This window comes from Pseudoxanthomonas composti (genome assembly GCF_004122095.1).
Classification (GTDB): Bacteria; Pseudomonadota; Gammaproteobacteria; order Xanthomonadales; family Xanthomonadaceae; genus Pseudoxanthomonas_A; species Pseudoxanthomonas_A composti.
Genome location: NZ_SAWZ01000003.1, coordinates 115,718 through 129,698, shown reverse-complemented (window position 1 = coordinate 129,698; position 13,981 = coordinate 115,718). Strand labels below are relative to the sequence as shown.

General features: G+C 69.3%; 10 protein-coding genes. 6 read left to right on the top strand and 4 right to left on the bottom strand.

Features of this window, described 5'->3' with window-relative positions:
- Positions 1-15: 15 nt before the first annotated feature.
- Complete coding sequence (locus EPA99_RS07075) at positions 16-2,844, top strand: serine/threonine-protein kinase (protein WP_129470511.1); 2,829 nt, start codon at positions 16-18, stop codon at positions 2,842-2,844.
- A gap of 18 nt (positions 2,845-2,862) precedes the next feature.
- Here the strand turns inward: EPA99_RS07075 and EPA99_RS07070 are convergent, their stop codons facing one another.
- Positions 2,863-3,483 carry a thymidine kinase gene (locus EPA99_RS07070; protein ID WP_129470510.1) on the bottom strand — a complete coding sequence of 207 codons (621 nt, stop codon included), beginning with the start codon at positions 3,481-3,483 and terminating at the stop codon, positions 2,863-2,865.
- Between the two features lie 143 nt (positions 3,484-3,626).
- Positions 3,627-4,313: an SEL1-like repeat protein gene (locus EPA99_RS07065; protein WP_164978594.1), complete on the bottom strand. Its 687-nt coding sequence runs from the start codon at positions 4,311-4,313 to the stop codon at positions 3,627-3,629.
- A 109-nt stretch (positions 4,314-4,422) separates the two neighbouring features.
- Here EPA99_RS07065 and EPA99_RS07060 point away from each other — a divergent pair, with 109 nt between their 5' ends.
- A complete protein-coding gene (locus EPA99_RS07060; RefSeq protein ID WP_129470508.1) occupies positions 4,423-6,402 on the top strand; it encodes a UvrD-helicase domain-containing protein in 1,980 nt (659 codons plus the stop codon).
- Between the two features lie 649 nt (positions 6,403-7,051).
- On the opposite strand, the gene EPA99_RS07050 is transcribed toward EPA99_RS07060, so the two are convergent.
- A complete protein-coding gene (locus tag EPA99_RS07050; protein ID WP_129470507.1) occupies positions 7,052-7,417 on the bottom strand; it encodes an ankyrin repeat domain-containing protein in 366 nt (121 codons plus the stop codon).
- Positions 7,418-7,624: 207 nt separating this feature from the next.
- Positions 7,625-8,299, bottom strand: coding sequence for a YceH family protein (locus EPA99_RS07045; RefSeq protein ID WP_129470506.1), 675 nt, complete (start codon positions 8,297-8,299; stop codon positions 7,625-7,627).
- A gap of 114 nt (positions 8,300-8,413) precedes the next feature.
- On the opposite strand from EPA99_RS07045, the gene EPA99_RS18910 reads away from it, so the two are divergent.
- From EPA99_RS18910 to plsB, 4 genes are all read left to right on the top strand, one after another.
- Positions 8,414-9,310: a 5'-nucleotidase, lipoprotein e(P4) family gene (locus EPA99_RS18910; protein ID WP_129470505.1), complete on the top strand. Its 897-nt coding sequence runs from the start codon at positions 8,414-8,416 to the stop codon at positions 9,308-9,310.
- Positions 9,307-10,044, top strand: coding sequence for an orotidine-5'-phosphate decarboxylase (pyrF, locus tag EPA99_RS07035; RefSeq protein WP_241688305.1), 738 nt, complete (start codon positions 9,307-9,309; stop codon positions 10,042-10,044). The genes EPA99_RS18910 and pyrF overlap by 4 nt, the downstream gene beginning before the upstream one ends.
- Positions 10,045-10,364: 320 nt before the next feature.
- Complete coding sequence (locus tag EPA99_RS07030) at positions 10,365-11,348, top strand: hypothetical protein (RefSeq protein ID WP_241688304.1); 984 nt, start codon at positions 10,365-10,367, stop codon at positions 11,346-11,348.
- Positions 11,348-13,978: a glycerol-3-phosphate 1-O-acyltransferase PlsB gene (plsB, locus tag EPA99_RS07025; RefSeq protein ID WP_129470503.1), complete on the top strand. Its 2,631-nt coding sequence runs from the start codon at positions 11,348-11,350 to the stop codon at positions 13,976-13,978. The genes EPA99_RS07030 and plsB overlap by 1 nt, the downstream gene beginning before the upstream one ends.
- The last annotated feature ends 3 nt before the right edge of the window (positions 13,979-13,981 follow it).

The following is a 13,981-nucleotide window of genomic DNA, read 5'->3' as shown; positions in this document are numbered from 1 at the left end:
TTCCCACCCGCCTCCATGGATGCCGCACGCTGGCAGCGCCTGTCCCCGCAACTGGACGTGCTGCTCGAGCTGACCGCCACCGCGCGCGCCACGCGGCTGGCGGCGATCCGCGCCGAAGACCCGGCCCTGGCCGATGAGTTGATCGCGCTGCTGGCGCTGGAGGAAGACCAGACCTCCATCCTCGATACGCCGCTGATCCCCGAGCGCGCGCCGCCGGACCTGCGCGACACCCACATCGGCCCCTACCGGCTGCTGCAGCCGCTGGGCGAAGGCGGCATGGGCATGGTGTGGCTGGCCGAGCGCGCCGATGGCCTGTACGAGCGCAAGGTCGCGCTGAAGCTGCTGCGCCCGGGCGTGGCCGACCCCGGCCTGCAGGAACGCTTCGCCCGCGAACGCCAGATCCTGGGGCGCCTGGCCCATCCCAACATCGCGCGCCTGCTCGGCGCCGGGGTCAGCGACCAGCACCAGCCCTACCTGGTGCTGGACTACGTCGAAGGCGAGACCATCACCGACTACTGCCGGCGCACGCCGCTGACGCTGGAAGCGCGGCTGGGCCTGTTCAACCAGGTCTGCCAGGCGGTCAGCCACGCCCACACCAATCTGGTGGTGCACCGCGACCTCAAGCCCTCCAACATCCTGGTGACCGCCGATGGCCAGGTCAGGCTGCTGGATTTCGGCATCGCCAAGCTGCTGGGCGAGGCGGTGGCCGATGGCGCCCGCACCGAGGTGCGCGCCTTCACCCTGCACTACGCCGCCCCCGAGCAGATCCGCGGCGAGCCGGTCAGCACCCGCACCGACGTGTACTCGCTGGGCGTGGTGCTGTACGAGCTGCTGACCGGCGACAAGCCCTACCGCCTGCGCCGCCAGAGCGATGCCGAATGGGAACGGGCGATCCTCAGCGTCGAGCCGCTCAAGCCCTCCAGCGCCGTCCTGCGCCGCACCGACGGTGCGCCCTCGCCCGAACACAAGCGCCTGGCCCGTCAGCTGCGCGGCGATCTGGACAACATCACCCTCAAGGCCCTGGCCAAGGCGCCGGAACAGCGCTACTCCTCGGTGGAGGCCCTGCTGCAGGACCTGGGCCACTATCGCGAAGGCCGCCCGGTGCAGGCGCGCCCGCAAAGCCTGGGCTACCGCCTGCAGAAGTACGTGCACCGGCACCGCTGGGGGATCGCCTTCGGCACGCTGTTCTCGCTCGGCCTGCTGGCCGCAGCCGGCATCAGCTTCTGGCAGACCCGCCAGGCGGTCAACGAAGCCCGGCGCGCGCAGGCGATGCAGGACTTCGTCATCGGCCTGATCGAGGACGCCGGCCGCCGCAACGACGGCAACACCGACGAAACCCGGCGCCTGTTGGAGGAAGGCGAGCGCCGCGGCGAGCAGGAGCTGGCGGGCCTGCCCGCCGCGCATGCCGAGCTGCTGGGCGTGCTGGCGCGCCTGCAGATCGCCGCGGGCGACTACCTGCACGCGCTGGAGCTGCTCAAGCGCCAGCGACAGCTGCTGCAGCACCTGGGATCGGAGGCCACCGCCGATCTGCGGTATTCGGCCGCCGCCCAGCACGCCCGCGTGCTGCGCCTGCTGGGCCGCACCGGCGAGTGCGTGAACCTGCTGGCCCCGCTGTGGCCCGTGCACCCCCTGCGCGATCGCCTGCTGTCCAAGCAGGTCGAATCGGACTACCTCTCCCAGTACGGCCGCTGCCGCCGGCTGCAGGGCCAGCGCGAGGACGCCAAGGCCTTGTTCGAGCGCGCCATGGCCCTGCGCCGGCAGACCGGCAACGATGCCGGCATCGCCGAGAACCTGTTCGACCTGGCGCTGCTGCAGAACGACCTGGGCCGGGCCGAGGACGCCATCGCCGGGTTCCGCGGCGCCCTTGCATGGCAGCGCCAGCGTGCCGGCGCCGATGGCCCGCTGGCGGTGGAAATCCTGCGCAGCCTGGGGCTGGCCTACCGCGGCCTGGGCGACAGCGACATGGCCCTGCGCACCTACGATGAGGCCATCGCCCTGGCCGAACAGAGCCAGAGCCGTCATCACCCCATCCTGCTGTCCCTGCGCCGCCAGCGCCTGGCGGTGGAGGTGGACCTGGGCCGGTACACCCAGGCCGACGCGCAGATGCGCACGCTGCTGGCCCAGACCGTGGCCGCGCTCGGTCCGGAACACCGTGAGGTCGCCCTGGGCTGGAACTCGCTGGCCATCATCGCCATGGAGCGCGGCCAGACGGCGCAGGCCCTGGCCGACGTGCGCAAGGCGGTGGCGATCTGGCGACGCGAGGAAAACGCCTCGCTGCTGGCCGCCGGCCTGTTCAACTATGGCCTGGTGCTGCACGAGGCCGGGCAGGACGCGCAGGCCCTGCGCTACCTGCAGGCCGCCCGGCAGATGCGGGTGGCCCGCTTCGGCGCCAGCCATGCCCTGGTCGGGGAGACCGACCGGCTGATCGGCGAGACCCTGGCCGCCAGCGACCCGGCCGCGGCCGCGCCCTGGCTGGATCGCGCGGTCAAGCTCACCCGCGTCGGCTACGGCGCGCAGGACCCGCGCACGCGCTATGCCGAGGTCACCCAGGCGCGCCTGGACGCCCGCAGCCAGCCGCTGGACGGCCCTGCCCTGCAGGCGCTGGACCGGCTGGCCCAGCTCCCCGGCGGCGGCAGCGAGATCCCCAAGATGCGCTGGCGCGCGCAGGCTTTCGCGGCCGAGGCGCGGTGCCGGCTCGGCCAGCGCCAGGCCGCCCTGGCGTCGCTGGAGGCGCTGCAACGCACCCTGGCCCGCACGCAGCCCGACGGCGGCCTGATCCCGCGCCAGGTCGCGCAGATCCGACAGCAATGCCAGCTGCAGGGCGCCTCCGCGGGCAGCCGCTGAGCGCGCCCGGGGCCTCGGCTAGAGCGGCAGGCTGGCCTGCACCGGTTCGATCACGCCTTCGCCGCGGCTGATCTTCTTGAACTCGGCGCGGCTGACCGAGACGTAGCGCTCGTTGCCGCCGATCTCCACCTGCGGCCCGTCCTGCACCGCCCGCCCGGCCTCGTCCACGCGCACGGTCATGGTGGCCTTGGCGCCGGTATGGCAGATGGTCTTGATCTCGCTGAGCTCGTCGGCCCAGGCCAGCAGGTACTGGCTGCCCTCGAACAGCTCGCCACGGAAGTCCGTGCGCAGCCCGTAGCACAGCACCGGCAGGCGCAGCGCATCGACCACCTCGGTCAGCTGCCACACCTGCGCGCGCGCCAGGAACTGCGCCTCGTCCACCAGCACGCAGTGCAGCGGCCCATGCGCGGCGATCTCCGCGCGCACCAGCGCCTCCAGGTCGGTGCGCGGGTCGAACGCCACGCCCTCGGCCCGCAGCCCGATGCGCGAAGCCACCACCCCGCGCCCGGCACGGTCGTCCAGGCGCGGCGTCAGGATCAACGTGCGCATCCCCCGCTCGCGGTAGTTGTGCGCCGACTGCAGCAGGGTGGTGGTCTTCCCGGCATTCATCGCCGAGTAGTAGAAGTAGAGCTTGGCCATGAAGCGAGGAGTGAGCGAAGAGGAGTGAGGAGTGAGCGGCGCCCGCTGCATTGCGCAGAGTCGGACAGGATACTCGCCGGCCAGCGCGGCGCGCCGTCCCTCACTCCTCCTCGCTCACTCCTCGCCTGCGCGAGCGTCCGACCCTACTTGGCGTCCCCCGCCTTGGCGGCCGCCTCGACCTCGCCCACCCGCACCTTGCTCTTGCCGTAGTCGATCCAGCTCTTGTCCACCCATTGCTGGTACTCCACCGGGTCCCAGAACTGCGACTTGTAGTACTCCGAAGCCTGGATGGTACGCATGCCGCCCATCGCCGCCGGGAACTGGATCTCCACCTGGCCGGTGAGCGCGCCAGTCCGGCTGCCGGTGATGGCGCGCCGGCCGCGCTCCAGCTCCTTGGCAATGCGTGGGGATGCCACCGCGTCGCCGTATTCATCCCACAAGGCCTTGCGTCCGGCCTCGACTTGTTGCAATTCCTCTGGCGTCAGCGCGGCGCGGAACTTCTCGCGCAGCTCGACGAAGGTCGGGTAATCGCGCTCGGCGGCCAGCTCCATCCATTGCAGCGCCTTGACCCGGTCCGGCGCCATGTTGACGCCGTACCAGTACATCTCGCCCAGCAAGGCCTGCGACGCCTTGTCCGCATAGCGGGCGGCGCGGCGGAAGTACTCCATGGCCTTGGGCGCATCGCCCGCGCGCAGCGCTTCCATGCCGCGGTTGTTGTTGGCCATGTCCGGGTGGTAATCCAGAAAACCGCCCTGCAGCACGTCCTGCCTGGGGCCGGTCGACGCTCCATCCGGTGCGGCCTGTGCGGCCATCGGCAAGATCGCCAGCATGGCTACCATCCATAAGTTCCTGCGCATGTCCATCTCCTGAAGGGCTCGGGCCGATCATGCCCGCGACCTGTGCGCGGTAAAATAGGCCGGTCGTCATTGCCGCCGCCCCATGGATTTCCTCAACCCCCCCCAACGCGCCGCCGTGCTGCACGTGCATGGCCCCCTGCTGGTGCTGGCCGGCGCAGGCAGCGGCAAGACCCGCGTGATCATCGAGAAGATCGCCCACCTGATCGGCTCTGGGCGCATGCCGGCCAAGCGCATCGCGGCGATCACCTTCACCAACAAGGCTGCCAAGGAGATGCGCGAGCGCCTGGCCAAGCGCATCCGCGGCGATGCGGCCGATGGCCTGACCATCTGCACCTTCCACGCGCTGGGCCTGAAGTTCCTGCAGATCGAGCACGAGGCCGCGGGCCTGAAACGCAACTTCTCGATCTTCGACGCCGACGATTCGGCCGCGCAGATCAAGGACCTGATGGGCGGGGCCAAGCCCGACGAGATCGAGATGATCAAGTCGCTGATCTCGCGCGCCAAGAACATGGGCCTGTCGCCGGAGCAGGCCATGGCCGCCGCGCGCAGCCCGCGCGAGGTCAGCGCGGCGACCTTCTATGAGCTCTACCAGGCCCGCCTGAACAGCTTCAACGCGGTGGATTTCGACGACCTGATCCGCCTGCCGGTGCAGATCCTGGAAGAACACCACGACATCACCCTGGCCTGGCGCGAGCGCATCGGCTACCTGCTGGTGGACGAGTGCCAGGACACCAACGATGCCCAGTACCGGCTGCTCAAGGCCCTGGCCGGCGAGCGCGGCGACTTCACCTGCGTGGGCGACGACGACCAGAGCATCTACGCCTGGCGCGGCGCCAATCCGGACAACCTGCTGCAGATGGGCCGCGACTATCCGGCGCTGCAGATCATCAAGCTGGAGCAGAACTACCGCTGCTCCAACCGCGTGCTGCGCGCGGCCAACGCGCTGATTGCCCACAACCCGCACGAGCACCTCAAGACGCTGTGGTCCGACCAGGCCGACGGCCAGCGCATCCGCGTGTGGGAGTGCCGCGACAGCGACCACGAGGCCGAGAAGGTGGCCGCGGAGATCTCCTTCCTGGGCATTTCCAAGCAGGTGCCCTGGAGCGAGTTCTGCGTGCTGTTCCGCGGCAACTTCCAGTCGCGGGTCATCGAAAAGGCGCTGCAGCTGCTGCGCGTGCCGTATCACCTCACCGGCGGCACCGCCTTCCTTGAACGCCAGGAGGTCAAGGACACGCTGAGCTGGCTGCGCCTGGTGGCCAATCCCGACGACGACGCGGCCTTCCTGCGCGCGGTGCAGTCGCCCAAGCGCGAGGTCGGCGCCACCTCGCTGGCCAAGCTGGCCGAACTGGCCCAGCAGCGCCACATCCCGATGGCGCGCGCCTGCGAGTCGATGACCGTGCTGCAGGCGCTGAGCCCGCGCGCGGCCAATGGCCTGTCCCGCTTCAACGACATCCTGGCCGAGTTGCGCGAGAAGGCCTCGCGCGTCACCGCCGCAGAACTGGTGCGTGAGCTGGCCGAGCGCTCGGGCCTGCTGGCCGACCTGCGCGCGCAGAGCAAGGACGACGCCGGCTACCAGCGACGCAAGGCCAACGTCGAGGAACTGGCCGAGTGGTTCGAAGGCGGCGTGCGTGGCGCCAGTGTCGGCGACCTGGCCGCGCAGCTGGCGCTGCTGTCGCGCAACGACAAGGACGATGGCGGCAACCAGGTGCGGATGATGACCCTGCACGCGGCCAAGGGGCTGGAGTTTCGCTACGTCTTCATCGTCGGCTGCGAGGACGGCGTGCTGCCGCACGAGACGGCGATGGAGGAAGGCTCGCTGGAAGAGGAGCGCCGCCTGATGTACGTGGGCATTACCCGCGCCAAGGAAGGGCTGTACCTCAGCCACAGCCGCATGACCCGCAAGTTCCGCGAGCTGATCCGGCTCAAGCCCAGCCGTTTCCTCGACGAGCTGCCGGCCAGCGAGCTGCAGCGCGACGGCGCCGACCCGGAGCTGGATGCACAGCACAAGCAGGAACGCGCCAAGGCCGGCCTGGCGGCAATCCAAGCGCTATTCGATAGCTGACGCAGCTATAGACCACGGGCACTCATGCTCCCACCCGCTTATCGGGACGGTAGCCAGATGGCGGGCGTGGATCGCTCCTGCCATTGATCTTGCTGTTGCTGTTGCTGTTGCTGTTGCTGTTGATCTTGCTCTTTGCCTTTGACCTTTGGAGCCGTAAAGCTCGCCGAGCACCGGAGGAAAAAACGGGCGAAGAGGCGCGCCTGTTTGAGCGAAGCGAGTTGAGCGCCGTCCCGTTTTTTCCGAGGAGCGCAGGGGACCGCCGCGCAGCGGCGGCGAGTGTCCGGCGGAAGCGGTTTTGGTGACTTTTGACAAGACAAAAGTCACTCGCGCTGCAAGCGCGAAAGCCCTTGCTCCTGACTTTGCCGTGGCTTCGCTTTCGCCTTTCAAAGGGTTCGGAGCAAGAGCCGAAAGCCAGAGCAAGATCAAAGGCTTGACCGGCTTCGCCGTTGAAAGCCGCGCCTCAGGCGCGACTTACTGTTGTCATAGCTGATCGAATCTGCATTCCCTTGCAACTCGCAGCGGGATCGGCGCTAAGGCTGCTCATGCCGGTGCGAGCGATGCACATACGCAGCCTTGCGTCGGACGCGACTGCCGGATGGAACAGTCCGCGGTCGCAACTAAGCGCTTTTCAAGGGTTGCCAGCGTGAGGCTAGTAGCCGCGCCGCGCCAAGAGCTGTGAGAGCTCTTCATTTCCTCCAACTCTCGCGTAGTCGCTCGGAAGTTGACCGTCGTCATTTCGCAGTGGAGCGGCGCCGAGTGAAATCAAAAGATCGACCGCATCCTTATGTCCCTGGGCCACCGCTTCCATTAAGGGCGTGAAGCCATCCTCCCCGCGCTGATCGATGAAAGCGCCAGCTTCGACCAGCAGCGTGATCGCCTCGCAATCGCCCCAGACCGCTGCAACGTGTAGCGGAGCGCTCTTGCACAGACCCAACGTGTTCGCATCCACCACGTCGATGCCGGCGAAATCGGCCACGGACCCAATCTTCTCCAGCAGCGATTTCAGGTCGTCCATGGCTTGCCCTGTTGATGAAATAGCTGGCGATACGGCTGCTGATTGACGTTAACCAACTCAGTGGAACTGTACGCGCATGCCACGTGAACCCAGCACCCAGTGGTGGTTGTCGAGCAAGTAAATCTTCCTAGACCGCCGCTCCAGCACGAATGCATCAGCTGAATATGGGGCCGTCGAGTACTGGCAAGAAAGCGACGGCTTCGAGAATCAGCCCGCTGTATGATCCCGCGCCGCCAGCGCCTCCTCCAGCGCCGCCACCCGCGCTTCCAACTCAGCGATCCGCTGCTCGAACTCGGCCGCGCCCATACCCGACGCGGACGCACCGGAAGATGCCGACGGCGCACGCGCCGCCACCGCCGCCACATCCACCGGACCGCACAGCAGATGCATGTAACGGTCCTCGCGCTGGCCGGGCCCGCGCGGGATCAGCACCACCAGCGACGGCTCCCGGCCAATCATGCGGTCCAGGTGATGCTTGAGATCCTCCACATCGGCAAACTTGGCCAGCCGCTCGGCGCGCGCCAGCAGCTCATGCGGCGTCTGCGCCCCGCGCAGCAGCAGCAGGGCCAGCAGCGCGACCTGCTGGTTGGGCAGGCTGAAGTGACGCGACAAGGTGTGCTCGTAACGCTCGGCGCGCGAGGAGAACTGCTGCCGGGCCAGGCCCAGCTGCTCCAGCGCGCGCAGGCCGTGCTGCACCTGGCCGGCATCCAGCGCCATCACCGGCTCGCGCGCGGTCTTCTGGTTGGCGGCGGACTGGGCGGCGTTGACCGTCAGCGGATAGACGTCCGGCGTGGTGGCCTCCTTCTCGATCAGGCAACCCAGCAGGCGTGCCTGCGCAGGCTCCAGCACGGGCAGGGACGGGGCTTGGGATGCTTCGCTCACGGGACTCTCCAGCGGACAACGGGCCGGGCAGGATAGCGCCCTGGCCCAGCCAGGCGGGCCGGGTCGGCGGCGCGAGGCTGTAGAATCGCGCCGCAGTTTTCACCGGTCCCGCCCATGCCCCGTCTCGCGCTTCCCTCGCTGCTGGCCGCCTGCGGCCTGCTGCTCGCCGCCTGCCAGTCCGCGCCGCCGGCCGCGACCGCCCCGGCCGTCCAGCTGGTCCCCACCACCCCCACCGCCCCGGCCGACGACAACCTCAACGCCGTGCTGTGGGTGCAGCGCTCGGCCGAATACCAGGCCGCGGCCACGCAGACCTACCGCGCGGCCACCGCGCAGCTGGAGGCCGCCCTGACCTCGCGCGACTGGGACGCGCTGGTGCCGGCCGAACGCGGCAATGCCGTCAAAGGCCTCAAGCCCGCCATCGTGCTGGACCTGGACGAGACCGTGCTGGACAACTCGCCCTACCAGGCGCGCCTGATCCGCGACAACGCCGAGTACAGCGACGCCACCTGGAATGCCTGGGTCGCCGAGGCCAAGGCCAAGCCGGTGCCGGGCGTGGTGGACTTCGCCAAGGCCGCCAATGCCCGCGGCATCACCCTGGTCTACATCTCCAACCGCGCCGTCCAGCTCAAGGACGCCACCCTGTCCAACCTGCGCCAGGCCGGCTTGCCAGTGGCCGATGACAGCGTGTTCCTGGGCCTGGGCACCCAGGTGCCCGGCTGCCAGTCCAAGGGCAGCGAGAAGGATTGCCGCCGCCGCCTGGCCGGGCAGCGCTACCGCGTGCTGATGCAGTTCGGCGACCAGCTGGGCGATTTCGTCCATGTCGACCAGAACACGCCCGAGGGACGGGCGCGCCTGCTTGCCCAGTACGGCCAATGGTTCGGCCAGCGCTGGTGGATGCTGCCCGGGCCGACCTACGGGTCCTGGGAGCCGGCACTGTTCGGCAACGACTTCAAGCAGCCGCGCGAGTCCCGCCGCGCCGCCAAACGCGCCGCGCTGGAGGTGGCCGAATGAACGCACAGCCCCGCACCCCGCGTGCCCCGCTGCAGCTGGCCGCCCAGGACCGCCTGATCTTCGCCCTGGACGCCCACGATGGCGCCCAGGCCCTGGAATGGGTGGACCGCTTGGGCGATACGGTCAGCTTCTACAAGATCGGCATGGAGCTGCTGGCCTCGGGCGATTACTTCACCGTGCTCGACGCGCTGGCCAGGCGCGAGAAGAAGATCTTCGTGGACCTGAAGTTCTTCGACATCCCGGCCACCATCGCCGGGGTGATCTCCGGGTTGTCGCGCTGGCCGGTGACCTTCGCCACCATCCACGGCTGGCACCCGGCGATGATGGAAGCGGCGGCTACCGCGCGCGCCGGCGACCTGCGCCTGCTGGCGGTGACCGTGCTGACCTCGATGGATGGCGATGACCTGCGCGGCATGGGCATCGACAAGGCACCGGAGACGGTGGTGGTCGAGCGCGCCCTGGCTGCGCAGGCCGCAGGCATCGACGGGGTGATCTGCTCGGGGCAGGAGGCTGGATTGATCCGCGCGGCCACCGGGCCCGGCTTCTCCATCGTCTGTCCAGGCATCCGTCCCGGCGGGCCGGTGGGCGACGACCAGAAGCGCACCCTGGGCGTGGGCGAGGCGTTTGCCCGGGGCGCCGACGCCATCGTGGTCGGACGCCCGATCCGCCTGGCCGCCGACCCGCAGGCGGCAGCCCGCGCGATCCGGGATGAGATTCAGGAATGTATCCCCTAAATTCAATGGCTTATGTGAGTTTTCTTCAGGTATTGCATTAGCTTGATGCGGCGCGTACGCTGTGCGCCGTCCGGTGCTGCCGGAACGTTGCCACAAACCTGTCCTACGGCCTCGTGCCGTCTTGGAAAGCTCCGCCCCGCAAGGGTCGGAGCTTTTTTTTCGATGCGGCCGGGCGACGCATCCGAGTCGGCGCGCCGCTCCCACAGGGGGCACCCGCCTCGGAAGAATCCAGCATCGCTGCCGGCCCGCGCCGGCCGGCTCCCTTGCCGAGTCGCGTCGGCAGCAGCCAAGATGAACCCGGATTTCGGGGATCACCGGCAATGAGGCAAGTACTCCAGGCCGCCCGGCGGCCACTGATCGTGACCGGGCTGGCGATGTCGCTGTGGCTGACCGCCTGCAAGCCCGCGCCTGCGCCGCTGGCCGGCGCCAGCTCGCAGCCGGCCGCCTCGGTCAAGGCCCTGGCCGAACACCTGCGCCGCAACGACCTGGCCGGCTTCGCCCGCGCCGCCGCGCCGGCCGAGGATCTGCAGGCGCTGGACCAGGCCTGGCGCGAAGGCCGCAGCGACTGGCCGCTGGCCGAGCTGCCGCTGGGCGAGCGTGTGCCCGGCCTGCTGACCACCCTGACCACCCCCGACGCCGAACGCCGGCTCAATGCCGCCTTCGACCGGCAGTTCGCCCGTCAGGAGCGCGACCTCAAGGCCGCCGCACGCACCCTGGCGCTGTTCGGCAGCCAGTACGTGCAGTACCAGAGCGACTATCCCGAGCCGCAGCGCCGTTACTACGTGCAGGTGATCCAGGCGCTCGGCGACTGGGCCCAAAACGCACCGTTGGCCGATGCCACCCGCGCGCACCTGGCGGTGCGCGAACTGGTCGTGGGCGCGCGCGCCACCGGCCTGGGCAGCGCCACCGACCTGCGCAAGGCCGGCCTGCTGCCGGGCCTTTCGAAGCTGGCGCCGCTGGCGGAGGCGTTCAAGTCGGTGACCGCCAGCTATGGGCTGGACCTGGATGCCAGCCTGGACAGGCTGCGCACCGGCCTGATCTCCGAGCAGGGCGATGTGGCGCAGGTGGAGATCCGCTACCCGCTGGGCGAGCGCGAGATCGTCCACACCGTGCAGATGAAGCGCCGCAACGGGCACTGGTACCCGGCCGACGTGCTGGCCCAGGCCGAGGCAGCGCGCCAGGGTGCGCAGGCACCGGACCCACAGCCGCCGGACCCGGCTGCCGACCAGGCCAAGCCTGCAGCGGACGACAAATCCCCGCCGGCGCGTCCGGCCGACAAGGTCGCCCGGGCCGCTAAGCCATAATGTCGCCGATGCCCGACCAGAACCCGCTCCCCTTTCCTCCCCCGCAGCCCCCCGAGACGCCGGCCGCACAGGTGCCCAGCGAGGCGCCGGTGGCCGCCTCGCGGTCGTTGCCGGCCACGGTGCCCGCGCGCGCGGCAAGGCCGCCGCTGTGGAGCCGGCTGACCCGGCGCGTGGTCGATCCCTGGCTGAGCCTGAGCATCGAACCGGACGTTCCGCGCGACCTGATCGACGACCGCCCGGTCTGCTACGTGCTGGAAGACTACGGCCTGTCCAACGCGATGATCCTGGACCGCGCCTGCCAGGACGCCGGCCTGCCCTCGCCGCTGGTTCCGCTGCCCGGGGACATGCTGGGCCGCAAGCGCGCCTACGTCGCCCTGTCCCGCCGCAACGCCAGCACGCTGATCCCCGAGGCCGGCAGCACCAAGACCCATTCCGGCTCGCTGGCCAAGCTGCTGCAGGCGCACCGATTCCATCGCGAACTCGACGTCCAGCTGGTGCCGGTGTCGATCTTCGTGGGCCGCTCGCCGGACAAGGCCAGCGGCTGGTTCTCGGTGCTGTTCTCGGAGAACTGGGCCATCGTCGGCCGCTTCCGCCGGCTGCTGGCGCTGCTGCTCAACGGCCGCGACACCATCGTGCGCTTCTCCCCGCCGGTGTCGCTGCGCCAGACCATCGATGAGGGGCTGGAGCCAGAGCGCACCGTGCGCAAGCTCTCGCGCGTGCTGCGGACCCACTTCAACCGCATCCGCGAGGCGGTGATCGGCCCGGACCTGTCCACCCGCCGCCTGCTGGTGGACCAGGTGCTGGCCTCCGAGCCGGTCAAGCAGGCCATCGCCGACCAGGCCCGCCGCGACAGCGCCAAGCCCGAGGACACCTGGCGCAAGGCCCAGGCCTATGCCTGGGAGATCGCCGCGGACTACTCCAACCCGGTGGTGCGCTCGGCCAGCTTCCTGCTCAGCCATGTGTGGAACCGCATCTACCGCGGCGTGCTGGTGCATCACCTGGACACGCTGAAGGAGGCCGCGCCCGGGCACGAGGTGGTCTATGTGCCCAGCCACCGCAGCCACATGGATTACCTGCTGCTGTCCTACCTGCTGTACGAACGCGGCATCGTGCCGCCGCACATCGCCGCGGGCATCAACCTCAACCTGCCGGTGATCGGCACCCTGCTGCGCAAGGGCGGGGCGTTCTTCATGCGCCGCTCCTTCCGCGGCAACCCGCTGTACTCGGCGGTGTTCACCGAGTACGTCGCGCAGCTGGTGGCCGGCGGTTACTCCATCGAGTACTTCATCGAAGGCGGGCGCTCGCGCACCGGGCGCCTGCTGCAGCCCAAGGGCGGCATGCTGTCCATGACCGTGCGCGCCTACCTGCGCCAGCCGCGGCGCCCGGTGCTGTTCCAGCCGATCTACATCGGCTACGAGAAGCTGATCGAGGGCTCCAGCTACCTGGACGAACTCTCAGGCCGCCCCAAGGCCAAGGAATCCATCTGGGGCCTGCTGTGGTCCATCCCCAAGATCCTGCGCTCGGACTACGGCCAGGTGGTGGTGAACTTCGGCGAGGCCATCCCGCTGACCCGCATCCTGGCAGAGCGCGCCCCGGACTGGGATGGCCAACCGTTGGGCGAGGAGGAGAAGCCGGCCTGGCTGTCGGACACCATCGACCAGCTGGCCAACGAGATCCACGTACGCATCAACGGCGCCGCCGACGTCAACCCGATCAACCTGCTGGCCCTGGCGCTGCTGTCCACGCCCAAGCATGCGATGGCCGAGTCGGACCTGATCGCGCAGATCGAGCTGTCCAAGACGCTGCTCTCGCGCATGCCGTACTCGGACCGCGTCACCGTCACCCCGCACAGCGCCGAGCGCATCATCGCCCACGGCCTGGAGATCAACGTCATCCGTCGCATCAGCCACCCGCTGGGCGATGTCATCGACGTGGTCGACGAGGACACCGCGGTGCTGCTCAGCTACTACCGCAACAACGTGGTGCATCTGTTCACCGCCGCCTCGTGGATCGCCTGCTGCTTCCAGAACAACCGCCGCATGTCCTGCAACCGGGTGGTCAAGCTGGGGCGCTCGCTGTACCCGTTCCTGCAGACCGAGCTGTTCCTGCCCTGGACCGAGGACGAGTTCGCCGAGCGCATCGGGCGCGTGGTGCAGGTGTTCGTCGATGCCGGGCTGATGGAGCGGGTGGGCGATGACGATGGCGGCATCCTGCAGCGCAATGCCGGACAGACCGACGAGGTGTTTCGCCTGCGCGCGATCGGCCATTCGCTGCAGCAGGCCTTCGAGCGCTATTACATCGCCATCTCGATCCTGGTGAAGAACGGCCCCGGCGTGCTCGCCGCGGCGGAACTGGAAAGCCTGTGCCAGCAGGCGGCCCAGCGCCTGAGCCTGCTGTACGCCCCGGCGGCGCCGGAATTCTTCGACAAGGCCTTGTTCCGCAGCTTCATCCAGAAGCTGCGCGAGCTGCGCCTGGTGTGGCCGGACGAGAACAGCAAGCTGCTGTTCGACGCGCGCATGGACGCCTGGGCCAAGGACGCCAAGACCATCCTCGGCCGCGAGCTGCGCCACACCATCGAACGCGTCAGCCCGGAAGCGGCGCGCCCCGAGCCGGAAACGCCCGCCGAGTAGGCG

What these genes read in the sequence shown, in the direction of transcription:
- EPA99_RS07075 (WP_129470511.1), top strand. Translation starts at nt 16, where the DNA reads ATGGATGCCGCACGCTGGCAGCGCCTGTCCCCGCAACTGGACGTGCTG.
- EPA99_RS07070 (WP_129470510.1), bottom strand. Translation starts at nt 3,483, where the DNA reads ATGGCCAAGCTCTACTTCTACTACTCGGCGATGAATGCCGGGAAGACC.
- EPA99_RS07065 (WP_164978594.1), bottom strand. Translation starts at nt 4,313, where the DNA reads ATGCTGGCGATCTTGCCGATGGCCGCACAGGCCGCACCGGATGGAGCG.
- EPA99_RS07060 (WP_129470508.1), top strand. Translation starts at nt 4,423, where the DNA reads ATGGATTTCCTCAACCCCCCCCAACGCGCCGCCGTGCTGCACGTGCAT.
- EPA99_RS07050 (WP_129470507.1), bottom strand. Translation starts at nt 7,417, where the DNA reads ATGGACGACCTGAAATCGCTGCTGGAGAAGATTGGGTCCGTGGCCGAT.
- EPA99_RS18910 (WP_129470505.1), top strand. Translation starts at nt 8,414, where the DNA reads ATGCCCCGTCTCGCGCTTCCCTCGCTGCTGGCCGCCTGCGGCCTGCTG.
- pyrF (WP_241688305.1), top strand. Translation starts at nt 9,307, where the DNA reads ATGAACGCACAGCCCCGCACCCCGCGTGCCCCGCTGCAGCTGGCCGCC.
- EPA99_RS07030 (WP_241688304.1), top strand. Translation starts at nt 10,365, where the DNA reads ATGAGGCAAGTACTCCAGGCCGCCCGGCGGCCACTGATCGTGACCGGG.
- plsB (WP_129470503.1), top strand. Translation starts at nt 11,348, where the DNA reads ATGTCGCCGATGCCCGACCAGAACCCGCTCCCCTTTCCTCCCCCGCAG.